We start from the raw sequence: 15,941 nt of genomic DNA, 5'->3' as shown, positions 1-15,941 counted from the left end.
CCCGTTAAAAATTATCTTCATCAAAACGATCTTGGTCGATTTTATAGATATGAAAACTACGTTCTATTTGTACACCTAAACCAAATTCAATCATTAAAGACGTCAGCTTATCGCCATCAATTAAAACAATACCGGATTTTCTTGCCGACTCAATGGCCTCTTTACTGAAACTTGACGTAGTAATGAATACACCCTTCTTAGCAACTTGATCGGCCAAAGCACCTTTAAACTGTTGAATGTCGGGACGACCAACAGTATCTTTCCAACGTTTCGCTTGGATGTAAATTTTATCTAGCCCTAATCGATCTTCACTAATTACACCATCAATTCCACCATCGTTGGTTTTACCAATCGCTTGAGCTGCATCTTGATGTGAACCGCCGTAGCCCATTGCCACCAGAAGATCGACAACCAGTCTTTCAAAAAATGAAGGAGATTTATCTTTTACCATCTGAAGCAAATCACTTTTCAAATCAGATTTTAATAATTCCGTTGTGTTCTGGATTGTTTCTTCTGGAGTCTGAGTTTCTTGGTAACTATTTAGGCTTTCAATAACTTGTAGATTCCCGATCCCAAACTCATCTTTATTTTTCTTTCCTAATTTAAAATCTGAAAATCCGTTGAACTGTGCTAAATATTCATTTGTTATAGCATCTAAACTTTTTAAATCAACCTGTCTACCCAAGCTACTAATCTCACAATATGCTCTCTTCGGTTGTTGAACTAAGCCCGCCTTAACTAAGTAGGTCTTTGCCCATGCCACTCTATCTTTAAATATATTTTTCCCGCTCGGAAGAATTTTATTTAAATCCTCTTCGTGTAAATTGGAACGTTCAGCTAGGATATTCGCAGCATCCGAAATTTTTATTGGCTCATTTAATTCTGATAATAATTTCATTAAAGGCAGCATTAATTGATCATAAGTAGGTAAAGGCATTTTTTAGCTTTTAAAGGTTTATTTTTATTCAGTATAAATCAAAAAAAGAGCGCCGAAGCGCTCTTTTTTATTAGGTTATATCTGATAAACCAGATACTGCCACGCGCATAGCGCTTGGCGTAATTTAGGCGGACAGCAGTGCTGTCCGAAACCCCTAAATTACTCCCATTCAATTGTTGCTGGTGGTTTAGACGATACGTCATACACAACACGAGAAACTTCAGCAATTTCATTCATGATACGGGTCGAGATCTTATCGACTAAATCATAAGGAAGATGCGCGAAACGAGCCGTCATAAAGTCCACGGTTTCTACCGCACGCAGTGCAATCACCCATGCATAACGACGGCCATCACCGACTACACCCACCGATTTTACTGGCTGGAATACTGCAAATGCTTGAGCAGTCTTGTCATACCAGCCGCTGGCACGCAGTTCCTGCATGAAAATGTCATCCGCAAGACGTAAAATGTCTGCATATTCTTTTTTCACTTCACCCAGGATACGCACACCAAGACCTGGGCCCGGGAATGGATGACGGTAGATCATGCTGTGTGGCAAGCCTAAAGTCGTACCCAATTTACGTACTTCATCTTTAAATAAGTCACGTAATGGTTCAACCAGTTCAAACGCTAGATCTGCTGGTAAACCACCCACATTATGGTGTGATTTAATCACATGCGCCTTACCCTGCTTGCTTGCAGCAGATTCAATCACGTCTGGATAAATCGTACCTTGTGCAAGGAATTTTACGCCATCTAATTTACGTGCTTCTTCAGCGAAGACAGCAATAAATTCACGGCCAATAATTTTACGTTTTGCTTCAGGATCAACTTCACCTGCAAGCGCAGTCAAGAAACGCTCTTCAGCATCAGCACGAATCACGCGGATACCCATGTTATCAGCAAACATTTGCATCACTTGATCGCCTTCGTTCAAACGAAGCAAACCGTTGTCTACAAATACACAGGTCAGCTGATCACCGATCGCTTTATGCAACAGCGCTGCCACTACAGATGAATCCACACCACCAGAAAGTCCTAGTAATACTTTTTCATCACCAATCTGTTGGCGAAGCTGTTCTACACGTAGATCAATAATGTGTTCTGGCGTCCACAAACCGCGACAGCCACAAATTTGATGCACGAAGTTTGATAGTAATTCTGCACCTTTAGACGTATGTGTTACTTCAGGGTGGAACTGAATGCCATAGAAACGGCGAGTTTCATCAGACACCATCGCTATTGGACAGCTTGGCGTCTGTGCAGTGATCTGGAAGCCTTCTGGAATACGGGCAACTTTATCGCCATGGCTCATCCAGACATGCAACTGGTTTTCACGGTCCTGTAAATTACCGATCAGCTTGTCACGTACGACAATATCTACTTCTGCATAGCCAAACTCATGTACATGACCCGGCTCAACTTTACCGCCAAGCTGTTCGCACATGGTTTGCAGGCCATAACAAATACCCAATACCGGCACACCCAGCTCAAATACCACTTGCGGCGCACGCGGGCTGCCTTCAAGGTGAACGCTCTCAGGTCCACCAGACAAGATGATACCGTTTGGATTAAATGCACGAATGTCTTCTTCAGACATATCATAGGCATACATTTCAGAATATACACCAGCTTCACGGACACGACGTGCGATGAGCTGACTATATTGAGAACCGAAATCCAGAATCAGGATACGATCTTCAGTAATTTGAGTATTGGTAGTCATGACGAACAACTATGAAAGGCAAACGAAAGATAAGCGCCGTATTCTAACATTTTTCAGCGCATTAAGCACACAATTCGCATTAGGTATGCATTTAGTTGATTGCATTATATTTCTAGCACAACAAAGCATCCCTTCGGATGCCTTGTTTGATCTGTCATTTTTATATTTTTAAGCTCAAGATTTAATCCAATTAAGTCTATTTTTATAAAAATCTGAAGATAATATGTAAGAGAAATTTTGGCTCGATTGAAGATGAATGAAGCGTTAATTATTTTACTTTCTGGTACTGACTTTCATGCCCCGGGCTGTTAGGATTTGACCACACTTTTGCTTGTACTGGGCTCATGGAACTGATTGATTTTATCTTGCATGTTGATGATCACTTGCTTGAATTTATCACCAATTACGGGATCTGGATTTATGCCATTCTTTTCCTGATTATCTTTGTAGAAACAGGTCTGGTGGTCATGCCGTTCCTGCCTGGCGACAGCTTGCTATTTGCAGCAGGTGCACTGGCAGCCTCTACTGGTGCAATGGATCCATGGGTGCTGATTCCACTCTTGTTTGTTGCGGCAGTTCTGGGTGACACCCTGAATTATCATATTGGTAAATATATTGGTCCTCGGGTTTTCGAGATCGAATCGCGCTTCATCAATAAAAAACACTTATTGGCGACCCAGCAATTCTTTGCCAGACATGGTGGTAAAACCATTATTTTTGCGCGTTTTGTTCCTTTTGCCCGTACTTTCGCACCCTTCGTCGCCGGTGCTGGCAGCATGAATTACAAATATTTTCTGACCTATAATGTGGTAGGTGCATTCGCCTGGATTAGCTCATTTGTCATTTTGGGCTATATGTTTGGCAATATGCCGATCGTCAAAGACAACTTCACCTATCTAATTTTTGGCATCATTATTTTAAGTGTATTGCCAGGTGTGATTGGCTTTATTCAACAAAAGCTCAAAAAAAGTAAAACAGCTTAAGAACTTTTTACATTAAGATTCTTTTACAGCCTGTGCGTTTAATCCCAGAGCTTGATCAGGAGTGGGATCAGACAAAGCAGAACAAATAAAGCCGCGCCTTTATAAATGAGGCCGGCTTTTATTTTTTCAGATGGACTGGTGAGAATTGCCTGACCAAAGACCATCCAGAAAATCCCGACCGGAACGGTACTCAAGCTAAAGGCAGCAAAAACCAGAACGAAGTTGGTCGGGCTTTGCCAGGTTTCCATCGGTAAAATTCCAGAGGCCAACAATGCTGCTTTAGGATTTTTTAAGGTAGTGGTAAACATTTGCCAGGGGCGAATCTGCGGATGGGTCTTGCTGTAACGTTCTAACTGCTGAGCCTTATATAAATGCAAGGTCATCCAGCCCACACAGATGGTACTCAGTACATAGACCAAGCCTTTAAAATTTGGCCAGATCGGTGACGCCAGATGAATCAACAAGGCCCAGACATTAATGGCATAAAAATAGCCGAGTAAAATAGCAGGAAGATAGAGACTGGTTCTGGCTTGCCCCTGCTGATGAGCAGAACTGGCCACCAAGGCATTGGCGGGCCCTGGAACCATTAATACAGCAATGAGTCCTAAAACAAATAACCAATTTTCAATCATCGCAATGAACTTTTCCGGGCCAAGGTTGTAGCTTAATCAATATGGAAGTGGGATAACAAGCTTATAAATTTCAGATTTATATACAGTCTGGTCAATTTCCAGTGAGTTTTATCTTAATGTAAACCGCCCTATTCTTGTTGAAAGCAATAAAAAATGCCGACCCGAAGTCAGCATTTATCCGTTTAATGTTGAATGATTTATTTAGGCGTCGCCTGCCGAACGATGATCGAACAGTTCTTATAACGCGCGGCCTGTACAATCGCTTCCTGCTCGCCTAAAAGCCGTGCCAGTTCGGTTCTTTTGGTATCGGATGACTGTCCCATATTGACTGAAACACTCGGGCCAATACCCCATCCACCGCGACTACCCCAACCACCGCCAAGACCAACGCCCACACCGACGCCAGTACGTTTCGGTGGTTCAACGCCATTGTCGATATACTGCTGAATACGATTATATTCACCCTGTAATTGCGAACAACCCAAAGTCTGATAGAGGGTGGGCGACACATAAGTCGGTTTTACCGGCGTTGCACAGGCACTCAGTAATGCCAGTGCAGCAATACTCAGGCTTACTTTCACAAGTTTCATAGCTAACTCGATCTTAATTCTGCTCTATCTCATTGAACAACGATTGATAGGCCTGAGTCAATTTATGATCAGTAGCCAAATGAATCAAAGGCTGATTTTTCTGATGAGATTCTTTCATCAAGATCGAGGGTGGCAACATACTGTCGAGGACCGGTAAGCCTTCATCTTTGAGCTGTTGTACCACTTCACGCGGTAATTTGGCCTGTGCCTGAAACTGGTTCACGACAATCCCTTCGATTTCCAGCCCTTCATTATGGTCATCCTGGGTTTCAATGACATTTTCAATCAGGGTCTGTAGGGCACGTTTAGAAAATACATCACAGTCAAATGGAATCAGCACGCGGTTCGCCGCAATGAGAGCAGAGAGGGTAAAGAAATTGAATGCAGGCGGTGTATCAATAAATACCCGGTCATAATGCCCCGACAGTTGTTGCAAGGCATCTCGTAGCTTATAAATCTTGTGCTTGGACTCCAGTGCATGGGCCAATGCACCCAGTGTTGGGCTAGCCGGAATAACATCCAGATGTTTAAAAGAAGATTGATGCACATAGCTTTCCAGACCTTTGCTACGACTTTTTAAAATCGAGCCAATCGCATTACCAAGCAAGCCCTTGCTTTGCTGATTACCGAGTACATCTTCAAAATAGTTTTCGATATTCGGTTCGAGTGCCGGCTTGTCACTAGAATACGTCGCATCATCACCCAGCACATACTGGCTAGAGTTGGCCTGCGGATCCAGGTCAATCAATAAGGTTTTTAAACCCTGATGTGCACTGATCGCTGCCAGATTGACAGTAATACTCGACTTGCCTACCCCACCCTTTTGATTAAATACCACACGTGTACGCATGTCCCCCTCCTCACATTTTTAATTACTTTTACAACATTTGTATTTTCTAATTATTTGCATGGGCTGGCTGTGCTGATCATCACAGCCAGCCTGCTTTTAGCCAAAATTCGGCTTGATCATCACCAAAGCCAGAATAGACACCAATGAAACTACAGCAATAACCAAGCCAGCCCGACGCTGCGACAGCAAGATTGAATCATCTTTCTTATAGGCTTTGCCTAGCGAGGACACCAGTACCAAAAATAAAATGACTTTGGCATAGAACCAAGGCTGTACATCAAAGTCTTTCAGGACGAGCGACACAATGCCGGTCAGTGCAATCACCGTGATAGCTAAATGCTGTAAAGCGACTAGCGCTGTACGTGCCACCGGATTAGGTAAATTCCCTTGTGTACCGACAAACAAGGTCAATGCGCGGGCAAGAATAGCGACAATGGCCAGTCCTGCTGCCGACATATGAATAATCTTAACTAAAAGTTGGGTTTCCATCATGTCCTCTAGTTTTTAGGTGCGTGTGCACAAGCAGGGCTGGTCGTGTCCTGACCTGCCCATTCTTCAGGCAAAAATGCATGAATGGCCAGCGCATGAATCTTGTCTTTTGACAGCAGATCACCTGCAGCAGCATAAACTTTCTGATGACGCTGGACTGGACGTAAACCGGCAAAAGCCTGACTCACAATCACAGTTTTAAAATGCGATTCTTTTCCCGGGAAATAACCGCCATGACCCGAAGATTCATTCACCACTTCCAAATGGGTGGGGGATAATTGCGCCAAACGATCTTTCAGTTGTTGTTCTAAGCTCATGGCCTGACTCCAATCTTCAAAAATATAGTCCCAGTATACCTTGTTCTGCCGAGTATTTCGGTAATCTGTTCAGGCGCAATCCGTCGATTGTGGCCAAGTTTCATTGATTTCTATATAAATATTGGTTATTTATTGTCTGGTCTACAGCATTTTGCTTTTATTTTATTCAATTGATACAAGATTTTTAACAAAGGTGTTGACCACATTTTTGCATGCTGTATTATACACGGCATGCGGGAATAGCTCAGTTGGTAGAGCATAACCTTGCCAAGGTTGGGGTCGGGAGTTCGAGTCTCCTTTCCCGCTCAAAATTTTTTCATTTAGTTTTTTCATTTAAAAAACTTTATAGACTCCGCGGGAATAGCTCAGTTGGTAGAGCATAACCTTGCCAAGGTTGGGGTCGGGAGTTCGAGTCTCCTTTCCCGCTCCAGATTCTAAAAAAGCCCTGATCGAAAGATCGGGGCTTTTTTCTGCTGATGTTATTTTCTTTAAATGATTCTTTCATTTTTATTTCACTCAATAAAAAATTCTTAATGTACTTTCTGATTTTATAACCAAGATATGACCATGACACCCCTAAGACAATAAAAAAGCCCTCATCAAAAGATCAGGGCTTTTTGATATTCCATCAATGAATCAGATGAAAGCAGGCTGGCGCAAAAAAACTAGCGATGATAAGAATCCATCTTCAATACAATTAAAAGGTGATCCGCTGATAGTCACGGTATTGCGGTGTCCAGAAATTATGCTCTATTGCTAGCTGCAATTCTTCTACACTGACTTTCGGTGCTACTCCGTCTTCAATCGCAGCAAGTGCCACTTTTAAGGCAATCTGCTTCGAAATTGACTGTAAACAATCCAGATTCGGCAATAAATCTGCCTGAGGGTCTTTGAGTTTAGGAGAACAGTCCGCCAAGGCATTACTCGAGGCCATCAGCATATTATCCGTGACACGTTTTGCACCTGAAGCAACTACGCCCAGACCGATACCCGGAAAAATATAAGAGTTATTGCATTGGGAAATATGATGAATCTGTCCCTGATAATTCACCGGGGCAAATGGACTACCCGTTGCAATCAATGCTCTGCCTTTGGTCCATTGCAAGATGTCTGCCGGAACAGCTTCTACGCGGGAAGTTGGGTTAGATAAAGGGAAAACAATCGGTTGTACGCTGTTTTCAGCCATGGCTTCAATCACTTCCTGAGTGAATAGACCTGGCTGTCCAGATACGCCAATCAATACCGTCGGTTTGGCACGTTTGACCACATCCAGTAGAGAAATCATACTCTCTGCATCTGCCCAGCTTTCTACATTTTCAAGCGGCTGTGCCAGTTTTCGCTGGAAGTCCAGTAAATTCGGCTGATTCTCAGTGATCAGACCAAAGCGGTCGACCATAAATACACGTGCGCGTGCTTCGGCATCACTTAAGCCCTCAGCAACCATTTGCTTAATAATCTGTTCTGCAATACCGCAACCGGCTGAACCAGCACCCAGGAAAGTAACCACCTGATCTTTAAGTTGTTTGCCTGCTGCGCGCGCAGCAGCAATCAGGCTGCCCACAGACACTGCTGCGGTGCCCTGAATATCATCATTGAAACAACAGATTCGATCACGGTATTTTTCCAGCAAAGGCATGGCATTTTTCTGTGCAAAGTCTTCAAACTGAATTAATGCATCTGGCCAACGTTGTTGAATCGCCTGAATCACCATCTCAACAAAGGCATAGTATTCATCGCCGCTGATTCGCGGTTCACGCCAGCCCATATAAATCGGGTCATTCAACAACTGCTGATTATTGGTACCGACATCAAGGGTAATTGGCAAGGTATAAGCCGGGCTAATCCCGCCACACGCGGTGTAGAGTGCCAGTTTTCCAATTGGAATCCCCATACCACCAATGCCTTGATCTCCAAGACCCAAAATGCGCTCACCATCCGTGATCACAATCACTTTCACGTTCTTTTTGTTGATATTGTGAATAATATGATCGATCTGATTACGGTCAGGATAGGAAATAAAAATCCCACGATGACGGCGATAGATATCAGAAAAGCGCTGACATGCTTCACCCACAGTCGGAGTATAAATAATCGGCATCATCTCGCTAAGGTGATTTTCAATCAGATGGTAAAACAGGGTCTCATTGGTATCCTGAATATTTCGCAGATAAATATGCTTGTTAATATCACTGCTAAAAGCACAATACTGCTGATAAGAACGCTGACTTTGTTCTTCAATGGTCTCGGTAACATGAGGAATCAAACCATGTAAATTAAAACTTCTGCGCTCTTCTTCAGAAAATGCAGAGCCTTTATTGAGTAGTGGGAGTTCTAGCAGAGTATTTCCAGCATAAGGAATATATAAAGGGCGTTTACTGTTCAAATTTTCTCTGGGCATTATTTAACTCATCTAATCAATCTTCGGCAGTTCTGCCAAAATAGTCACATCACTTTGTTTATTTTATATAGCTTAGCCTGATTTTAAGCTGTTAGGTCATTTAGCAAATTTATAATACTTGTAGCAGGATTTTATAATCTGATAACACTCATTTTCAGCCTAGGTTTTGGACGGTTTCTAAAATTAATCCCTATTCGTATTTTTAATTTAAATCGGCAGCAAGATCTGTTTGACAAAAAACCTCAGCTCATCAAGGATAAAGCATAAATTTAATAAGACCAACGAGTATAACAATGAGTGAACTGCAACCGCTTTATCAGCCCGATATTTTGGGGACAGGTTATGAGCAAGCGACCTTAAACTTTCCCGATGATTATGAGGGCAAAGTCGTAGCAACCCTGATCCGTAAAAAAGCAGCCCAACCTACAAAAAAAGCAGTTCTATATATTCACGGCTTTATCGATTATTTTTTTCAGACCGAAATGGCAGAGCGCTTTAATCAGCATGGTTTTGATTTTTATGCGCTGGATTTGAGAAAATACGGCCGTTCGATTCTGCCGCATCAAAAATATTATAACGTGTATGACCTTGCTGAATATGATGCAGAAATTACCCAGGCACTCGACATTATAGCAGCCGAGGGTCACGATGCTGCCCTGCTCTGTGGTCATTCTACCGGCGGCCTGACCACGACCCTGTATGCGGCACATCATCCGCAGCACCCTTTAGTCAAAGCGCTTTGGGTCAATAGTCCATTTTATGACTTCAATATGAATCCAATCAAACGTGCGCTTGGCATTCCGCAACTGAGCAGACTGGCTAAAATTTTTCCCAATCTTAAATTTTCAAGCGAGCTGAACAAGTGGTATGCCACCAGCCTGCATAAGGATTTAAAAGGCGAATGGGACTTCAGTCTGGACTGGAAAAAGACCCGCTACCCGATGGTTCGGATCAGTTTTATTCGTGCCATTCATGAGGCACAGAAAGAAATTCATCGCGGTGTTCAGCTCGATATTCCGGTATTGATCATGCATTCGCATCAGACCTTATATCCTAAAAAATGGGGCAAAGCCGCACAGAGCAGCGATGTAATTTTAGGGATTAAAGACATTCAGAAATATGCCAAAAAAATTAAAGGCGATGTCACGGTTCAAAGTATCCGGAACGGTTTACATGATCTGGTACTTTCAGAGCAATCTGTGCGTGAGCAGGTTTATCAGCAACTGTTTCAATGGCTGCATGACAAAGGGCTTTAGATAAATGCGAAAGGAGAAATGAAACTTGCCCTCATTTCTCCTGCTTGGCTTCTTTTGAATCCTTATTAGGTTGGAATGTAATTAAGCACATTGAAAATATGCCAATTTTTCGATGGTTTATAAGTGCTATAAACCCTTGTTTTTAAATTTAAGACTTGAGAATTTATAACTTTTATTCTTCTACTGCTTGTCTCCAAATATTGTCTTTTGTAGCAAGCCTGTAAACAAACAACCGCCCGTCTTTTTCCCTCTTTATAGTAGAGCTGAATGCAGAAGCGCCTATATTTTTTGATCGGCAACATGCGCTCGACCTGCACCACTAACAATCATATAAAGGAATAGATTATGCGTTATGCAGACCCCAATACTGACGGTTCAAAAATCCAATTTAAAACACAATACGATAATTTCATTGGCGGCGAATGGGTCGCTCCGGTTAAAGGCGAATACTTTGACAACATCTCTCCGGTAGATGGCAAAGTCTTTACCAAAGTGCCGCGCTCTTCTGTAGAAGACATTGAGTTGGCGCTTGATGCAGCGCATAAAGCCAAAGAGCAATGGAACAGATCATCGCCGACCACCCGCTCCAATATCCTGCTGAAAATTGCAGATCGTCTGGAACAAAATCTGGAACTGCTGGCTGTGGCAGAAACCTGGGACAATGGTAAGCCAATTCGTGAAACACTGGCTGCCGATATTCCATTGGCCATTGACCATTTCCGTTATTTTGCGGGCTGTATCCGTGCCCAGGAAGGCGGCATTTCCGAAATTGATGAAGATACCATCGCCTACCATTTTCATGAACCGTTAGGCGTCGTGGGTCAGATTATCCCGTGGAACTTTCCGATTCTGATGGCCGCCTGGAAACTGGCACCTGCCCTGGCTGCGGGTAACTGTATCGTGCTGAAACCTGCGGAACAGACTCCGGTCAGTATTCTGGTGCTGGCTGAACTGATTCAGGACATTTTACCCCCGGGCGTGTTGAACATCGTCAATGGCTATGGGGTCGAAGTCGGCCGTCCACTGGCGACCAATCCCCGTATTGCCAAGATTGCCTTTACCGGCTCAACCGCAGTGGGTCAGCTGATCATGCAATATGCGACTGAAAATATTATTCCGGTGACTCTGGAACTCGGCGGTAAATCACCAAATCTTTTCTTTGCCGACATCATGGATCAGGAAGACGATTATCTGGATAAAGCTCTGGAAGGCTTTGCCATGTTTGCCCTGAACCAGGGTGAAATCTGTACCTGCCCTTCCCGGGCCTTGGTACAGGAAAGTATTGCCGATGAATTTCTGGCGCGTGCGGTAGAACGGGTGCAACGCATTAAAACCGGCCATCCACTCGACACCGACACCATGATTGGTGCGCAAGCCTCACAGGAACAGCAGGACAAGATTCTGGGCTGTATTGCCACTGGCCGTGAAGAAGGTGCACAGATCCTGACCGGTGGTGAAGCACGTCAGGAAGTCGGTCAAGGTTTCTATATTGAACCGACCATCTTTAAAGGCACCAATGACATGAAGACCTTCCAGGAAGAAATCTTCGGGCCTGTACTGGCTGTGACCACCTTTAAAGACTTTGATGATGCGATCAAGATTGCCAATGATACGATTTATGGTTTAGGTGCCGGTGTCTGGTCACGCTCAGCGCATACCTCCTACCGTGCAGGACGCGCGATTCAAGCGGGTCGGGTCTGGACCAACTGTTATCATATTTATCCTGCACATGCGGCTTTCGGTGGCTATAAAAAATCAGGGATTGGTCGTGAGAATCACAGAATGATGCTGGATCATTATCAACAGACCAAAAACCTGCTGGTGAGTTATTCAACCAAACCGGCTGGTTTCTTCTAAGTATGAATTTTCTCAAAAGCGAACTGCGGTTCGCTTTTTTGTTTTATTCAAGTTTTTTAATATCTGGTAAATTTTTCTGCTCTTGATCGTTGACCAGCAAAATAAAAGTCTGAAAATCACAAAAACAGGAATAAAACTGTATAAAAAACAAATTAATACTTTAACTTAGAAGGACTTCGCCTAAGTTTTTCATTTTTTATGCATTTTAACTGTTCAAAAAACCTGCATAAAGCCCTGGCTTTCATTTAAAGTCGGCTTTTCATGATTCCCAAGACTGTGTATAACATTGAACCACTATAGGGAAACTAATAAGCATAGGCAAAATTGCTTAAAAAGCGTTAGACTATGTACCCAATAATGTCATGATTCGGTCTGATCAAGATCAAAAAAGAAGGTGAAGGTTGATGCCGCTCAATACTGTTGAAGAGCTTGTAGCAGATATCCGTGCAGGAAAAATGGTCATCCTGATGGATGATGAAGATCGTGAAAATGAAGGCGACTTAGTGATTGCTGCCACGCACGTACGTCCTGAAGACATCAACTTCATGATCACCCATGCACGTGGTCTGGTCTGCCTGACTTTAAGTAAAGAGCGTTGCCAGCAGTTGAATCTGCCTTTGATGGTTGATGCCAACGGCGCCCAGCATGGGACCAATTTCACCTTGTCGATTGAAGCGGCTGAAGGTATTTCTACCGGTATTTCTCCGGCTGAACGTGCTCATACAATTCAAACTGCTGTGGCTGCTCATGCCAAACCGGCCGATATTGTACAGCCAGGACATATCTTCCCGCTGATGGCGCAGCCAGGCGGTGTATTGCACCGTGCTGGACATACTGAGGCAGGTTGTGATCTTTCCCGTTTAGCAGGACTGGAACCAGCTTCTGTGATTTGTGAAATCATCAATGAAGATGGCACGATGGCGCGCCGTCCGGATCTGGAAGTCTTTGCTGAAAAGCATGGCCTGAAAATCGGCACGATTGCCGATCTGATTCATTACCGCATGACCAATGAACAAACGGTAGAGCGTATCGATCAGCAAAGTATTGATACTGAATACGGCAGCTTTGACCTGTACCGCTATCGTGAACTGGGTAACCCGGATATCCATTTGGCCTTGGTCAAAGGTGAGCCTAAAGAGGGTGTGACCACAGTGCGTGTACATGGTTTTAACCCGACCCGCGACTTGCTCAAACTGAAGAAACAGGATGGCGAGCCGGCCTGGAACCTGGATCGTGCCTTGAAAGAAATTTCCAACAGTGATCGTGGTGTACTGGTCTGGATTGGCCAACACCATTTACAGGACCTGGGTCCAGCATTAGATACCCTTAAAGCGCCAAAAAATGTAAAATCAAATTCTGCACTGTCTCAGCAGTATCAGACCATTGGTGTGGGTGCACAAATTTTGCGTGATCTAGGCGTTGAAAAAATGAAGCTGCTCAGCTCTCCATTGCGTTTCAATGCCCTGTCAGGCTTTAACTTAGAAGTGGTGGAATACATCACCGCACAACAAACATCTTAAGAAATCATCGAGGTTGTTATGGCAGTTCGCCGTATTGAAGGTATGTTACATCTCGCGAACGAAGACCGTTATGCGATTTTAGTTGGTCGTTTTAACAGCTTTGTGGTTGAACATCTGTTAGAAGGTGCCATTGATACATTGAAACGTCATGGTGTATCAGAGGATAATATCACTGTTGTTCATGCACCTGGTGCCTGGGAACTTCCTGTCGTTGCGAAAAAACTGGCAGCTTCAGATCGTTTCGATGCCATCATCGCGCTTGGCGCCGTGATTCGTGGTAGCACGCCTCACTTCGATTTCGTTGCAGGCGAATGTGCCAAAGGTTTGGGCGTAGTTGGCCTCGACACTGGCTTGCCTGTCATTAACGGTGTACTCACTACGGACAGTATTGAACAAGCGATTGAACGCTCTGGAACAAAAGCAGGCAATAAAGGTAGCGAAGCTGCCCTGACTGCGATTGAAATGGTTAACTTGTTAAAGGCTATTTAACGCTATGTCGCAAACACTTCAAGCAACTTATGCAGCAAAACGTAAAGCACGTCGCTTTGCTGTACAAGGAATTTATGAATGGCAAATGAGCCACAATCCGGTGCATGAGATTGAAGCACGTACTCGTGTGGAAAATGCCATGCACAAAGTGGATCTGAGCTATTATCATGAATTGTTGACTCAAGTGGTTGCCAATCATGAAGCATTGGATGCGCTCTTAATCCCGGTACTCGATCGCGAACTTTCAGCACTTGACGGTGTTGAACTTGCGACCCTTCGTCTTGGTGCATATGAACTTAAAGAACATCTTGAGATTCCATATCGCGTGGTTCTAGATGAAGCGATCGAGCTGGCTAAACATTTTGGCGGTGCCGATAGCCATAAATACATCAATGGTGTATTGGATCGTTTAGCGACAACTTTGCGTGCAGCAGAAAAACAGCAGTCTAATTAATAACGTAGATTTGTTGTATGGCTGAATTTTCGATTATCGACACCTATTTCAATCGCAAGAATGCCAATTCTGTCGATCTGGGCGTCGGTGACGATTCAGCCTTGCTCACCCCCCCTTTACAGCAACAACTGGTCATCTGTGCCGACACCCTGGTTGCTGGACGCCATTTTCCAATAGACACCGATCCGCATGCGATTGGCTGGAAATCTGTGGCTGTCAATTTATCTGATATTGCCGCGATGGGCGCAACCCCGCACAGTATTTTACTCGCATTGAGCTTACCCCAAATTGATCATGACTGGCTAAAAGCTTTTAGTCAGGGTCTGTACGATTGCTGTGATCAATTTGGCGTGAACTTAATCGGTGGTGATACCACTCAAAGTCCTCATTTAACCCTGTCTGTTACTGCATTAGGCTGGGTGGACATTGGTCAAGCCATTACACGCTCAGGTGCAAAACCGGGTGATTTGATCTGTGTCAGTGGAACTGTCGGTGATGCAGCTTTTGCACTACAGCATCTTGGTCATCCACTACAAAAACGTCTGGACTATCCAACGCCACGTTGTCAGCTCGGTGCCGCCCTAAAAGGTCTGGCGCATAGCATGATTGACGTCTCGGATGGTTTGGCACAAGATCTTGGACATATTCTCAAAGCTTCTCAAGTCGGTGCAAAGCTGCAACTCGAAAACTTACCGATCAGTCCTACCCTGCATGCCTTAAACAATGAGCAAAAATGGCAATATGTCCTCGCTGGTGGCGACGATTACGAATTATGCTTTACAATAAGCCCGCAAAATTACGAAAAATTATTGCAAAAACAACTTGATGTTTCGATTAGTATAATCGGCACAATTCAACAGCAACACGGCTTAACTTTTGAAAAAGATGGCGTAGATCATTCACTTCAATTTAATGGGTATCAACATTTTGCATAAACCTGCGATCAATTTTAAAGCCATGTCATGGACCGACCGACTGATTGTCTTTAGTGGGGTTGGTTTTGGCTCCGGTCTGGCACCTAAAGCACCTGGTACCTTTGGTTCGGCCTTTGCACTTTTATTTATCCCTATTTGGCTGCATCTGGGCTTTCTAAACAGTCTTTTTGCCATTGCCATCATGTCCCTGATTGGCATATATATCTGTGGGCATACTGCCAGAGTCATGGGCGTCCATGATGATGGACGCATTGTCTGGGATGAATTTGCCGGACAATCCATTACATTTTTGCCCCTGATCTACTTAGGTCAGATGAGCTGGTTATGGGTGCTCATCGGTTTTGCGCTATTCAGATTATTTGATATCTGGAAACCCTGGCCGATTCGTGTGGTTGACCGTCAAGTGGATGGTGGCTTCGGCATCATGCTGGATGACATTATTGCCGGCCTTTGGGCGGCTCTTTGTATTTTGCTTTATTTTTACTTCACCGTGGCATAAGCCATAT

16 protein-coding genes and 2 tRNA genes are annotated in these 15,941 nt (G+C 43.9%); 10 read left to right on the top strand and 8 right to left on the bottom strand.

All coding sequences use genetic code 11. The annotated features are described in order from the left end of the window. Positions 1-4: 4 nt before the first annotated feature. Both FTV08_RS11505 and guaA read right to left on the bottom strand, forming a co-directional pair. A complete protein-coding gene (locus FTV08_RS11505) occupies positions 5-937 on the bottom strand; it encodes a restriction endonuclease (protein WP_004280964.1) in 933 nt (310 codons plus the stop codon). Between the two features lie 159 nt (positions 938-1,096). Then, on the bottom strand, positions 1,097-2,665 hold the full coding sequence (guaA, locus tag FTV08_RS11500; RefSeq protein ID WP_004280963.1) for a glutamine-hydrolyzing GMP synthase: 1,569 nt from the start codon (positions 2,663-2,665) through the stop codon (positions 1,097-1,099). Positions 2,666-3,009: 344 nt separating this feature from the next. On the opposite strand from guaA, the gene FTV08_RS11495 reads away from it, so the two are divergent. Beyond that, positions 3,010-3,648, top strand: coding sequence for a DedA family protein (locus FTV08_RS11495; RefSeq protein WP_004644839.1), 639 nt, complete (start codon positions 3,010-3,012; stop codon positions 3,646-3,648). A gap of 38 nt (positions 3,649-3,686) precedes the next feature. On the opposite strand, the gene FTV08_RS11490 is transcribed toward FTV08_RS11495, so the two are convergent. From FTV08_RS11490 to FTV08_RS11470, 5 genes are all read right to left on the bottom strand, one after another. Then, positions 3,687-4,280: a hypothetical protein gene (locus FTV08_RS11490; RefSeq protein ID WP_005249589.1), complete on the bottom strand. Its 594-nt coding sequence runs from the start codon at positions 4,278-4,280 to the stop codon at positions 3,687-3,689. 197 nt (positions 4,281-4,477) lie between these two features. After that, positions 4,478-4,870: a hypothetical protein gene (locus FTV08_RS11485; RefSeq protein WP_005249588.1), complete on the bottom strand. Its 393-nt coding sequence runs from the start codon at positions 4,868-4,870 to the stop codon at positions 4,478-4,480. A 13-nt stretch (positions 4,871-4,883) separates the two neighbouring features. Continuing rightward, entirely contained in the window at positions 4,884-5,720 is an 837-nt protein-coding gene (locus FTV08_RS11480; protein ID WP_004280959.1) for a ParA family protein, read from the bottom strand. Between the two features lie 96 nt (positions 5,721-5,816). After that, positions 5,817-6,209: a SirB2 family protein gene (locus FTV08_RS11475; RefSeq protein WP_005108384.1), complete on the bottom strand. Its 393-nt coding sequence runs from the start codon at positions 6,207-6,209 to the stop codon at positions 5,817-5,819. Positions 6,210-6,217: 8 nt separating this feature from the next. After that, positions 6,218-6,526 carry a BolA family transcriptional regulator gene (locus FTV08_RS11470; RefSeq protein WP_004280957.1) on the bottom strand — a complete coding sequence of 103 codons (309 nt, stop codon included), beginning with the start codon at positions 6,524-6,526 and terminating at the stop codon, positions 6,218-6,220. A gap of 233 nt (positions 6,527-6,759) precedes the next feature. Between FTV08_RS11470 and FTV08_RS11465 the strand changes: the two genes are divergently transcribed. Next, a tRNA-Gly gene (locus FTV08_RS11465) sits at positions 6,760-6,832 on the top strand. Positions 6,833-6,880: 48 nt separating this feature from the next. Beyond that, a tRNA-Gly gene (locus FTV08_RS11460) sits at positions 6,881-6,956 on the top strand. Between the two features lie 267 nt (positions 6,957-7,223). Here the strand turns inward: FTV08_RS11460 and FTV08_RS11455 are convergent. After that, positions 7,224-8,924 (bottom strand): NAD-dependent malic enzyme, encoded by a 1,701-nt coding sequence (locus FTV08_RS11455; protein WP_180087389.1) that lies wholly within the window; start codon positions 8,922-8,924, stop codon positions 7,224-7,226. A gap of 293 nt (positions 8,925-9,217) precedes the next feature. Between FTV08_RS11455 and FTV08_RS11450 the strand changes: the two genes are divergently transcribed. The 7 genes from FTV08_RS11450 (at position 9,218) to FTV08_RS11420 (ending at position 15,934) form a co-directional block, all read left to right on the top strand. Beyond that, positions 9,218-10,180, top strand: coding sequence for an alpha/beta hydrolase (locus FTV08_RS11450; RefSeq protein ID WP_180087388.1), 963 nt, complete (start codon positions 9,218-9,220; stop codon positions 10,178-10,180). Positions 10,181-10,525: 345 nt separating this feature from the next. Beyond that, positions 10,526-12,037: an aldehyde dehydrogenase family protein gene (locus FTV08_RS11445; RefSeq protein ID WP_180087387.1), complete on the top strand. Its 1,512-nt coding sequence runs from the start codon at positions 10,526-10,528 to the stop codon at positions 12,035-12,037. A gap of 404 nt (positions 12,038-12,441) precedes the next feature. Continuing rightward, positions 12,442-13,557 (top strand): bifunctional 3,4-dihydroxy-2-butanone-4-phosphate synthase/GTP cyclohydrolase II, encoded by a 1,116-nt coding sequence (gene ribBA, locus FTV08_RS11440; RefSeq protein WP_004647616.1) that lies wholly within the window; start codon positions 12,442-12,444, stop codon positions 13,555-13,557. Between the two features lie 18 nt (positions 13,558-13,575). Continuing rightward, positions 13,576-14,046, top strand: a complete 471-nt coding sequence (ribE, locus tag FTV08_RS11435) for a 6,7-dimethyl-8-ribityllumazine synthase (RefSeq protein ID WP_004280926.1) — start codon at positions 13,576-13,578, stop codon at positions 14,044-14,046. Positions 14,047-14,050: 4 nt separating this feature from the next. Continuing rightward, positions 14,051-14,500: a transcription antitermination factor NusB gene (gene nusB / locus FTV08_RS11430; protein WP_004280924.1), complete on the top strand. Its 450-nt coding sequence runs from the start codon at positions 14,051-14,053 to the stop codon at positions 14,498-14,500. A 17-nt stretch (positions 14,501-14,517) separates the two neighbouring features. Further along, entirely contained in the window at positions 14,518-15,435 is a 918-nt protein-coding gene (gene thiL / locus FTV08_RS11425; RefSeq protein ID WP_180087386.1) for a thiamine-phosphate kinase, read from the top strand. Next, on the top strand, positions 15,413-15,934 hold the full coding sequence (locus FTV08_RS11420) for a phosphatidylglycerophosphatase A (protein ID WP_180087385.1): 522 nt from the start codon (positions 15,413-15,415) through the stop codon (positions 15,932-15,934). The genes thiL and FTV08_RS11420 overlap by 23 nt, the downstream gene beginning before the upstream one ends. The last annotated feature ends 7 nt before the right edge of the window (positions 15,935-15,941 follow it).

Source organism: Acinetobacter sp. YH12226 (genome assembly GCF_013417805.1).
Classification (GTDB): Bacteria; Pseudomonadota; Gammaproteobacteria; order Pseudomonadales; family Moraxellaceae; genus Acinetobacter.
Note: the sequence above shows the minus strand (reverse complement) of the source record. Positions and strands in the feature narration are given on the sequence as shown.

Coding starts and splice junctions, on each gene's coding strand:
- FTV08_RS11505 (WP_004280964.1), bottom strand. CDS start 937: ATGCCTTTACCTACTTATGATCAATTAATGCTGCCTTTAATGAAATTA.
- guaA (WP_004280963.1), bottom strand. CDS start 2,665: ATGACTACCAATACTCAAATTACTGAAGATCGTATCCTGATTCTGGAT.
- FTV08_RS11495 (WP_004644839.1), top strand. CDS start 3,010: ATGGAACTGATTGATTTTATCTTGCATGTTGATGATCACTTGCTTGAA.
- FTV08_RS11490 (WP_005249589.1), bottom strand. CDS start 4,280: ATGATTGAAAATTGGTTATTTGTTTTAGGACTCATTGCTGTATTAATG.
- FTV08_RS11485 (WP_005249588.1), bottom strand. CDS start 4,870: ATGAAACTTGTGAAAGTAAGCCTGAGTATTGCTGCACTGGCATTACTG.
- FTV08_RS11480 (WP_004280959.1), bottom strand. CDS start 5,720: ATGCGTACACGTGTGGTATTTAATCAAAAGGGTGGGGTAGGCAAGTCG.
- FTV08_RS11475 (WP_005108384.1), bottom strand. CDS start 6,209: ATGGAAACCCAACTTTTAGTTAAGATTATTCATATGTCGGCAGCAGGA.
- FTV08_RS11470 (WP_004280957.1), bottom strand. CDS start 6,526: ATGAGCTTAGAACAACAACTGAAAGATCGTTTGGCGCAATTATCCCCC.
- FTV08_RS11455 (WP_180087389.1), bottom strand. CDS start 8,924: ATGCCCAGAGAAAATTTGAACAGTAAACGCCCTTTATATATTCCTTAT.
- FTV08_RS11450 (WP_180087388.1), top strand. CDS start 9,218: ATGAGTGAACTGCAACCGCTTTATCAGCCCGATATTTTGGGGACAGGT.
- FTV08_RS11445 (WP_180087387.1), top strand. CDS start 10,526: ATGCGTTATGCAGACCCCAATACTGACGGTTCAAAAATCCAATTTAAA.
- ribBA (WP_004647616.1), top strand. CDS start 12,442: ATGCCGCTCAATACTGTTGAAGAGCTTGTAGCAGATATCCGTGCAGGA.
- ribE (WP_004280926.1), top strand. CDS start 13,576: ATGGCAGTTCGCCGTATTGAAGGTATGTTACATCTCGCGAACGAAGAC.
- nusB (WP_004280924.1), top strand. CDS start 14,051: ATGTCGCAAACACTTCAAGCAACTTATGCAGCAAAACGTAAAGCACGT.
- thiL (WP_180087386.1), top strand. CDS start 14,518: ATGGCTGAATTTTCGATTATCGACACCTATTTCAATCGCAAGAATGCC.
- FTV08_RS11420 (WP_180087385.1), top strand. CDS start 15,413: ATGGGTATCAACATTTTGCATAAACCTGCGATCAATTTTAAAGCCATG.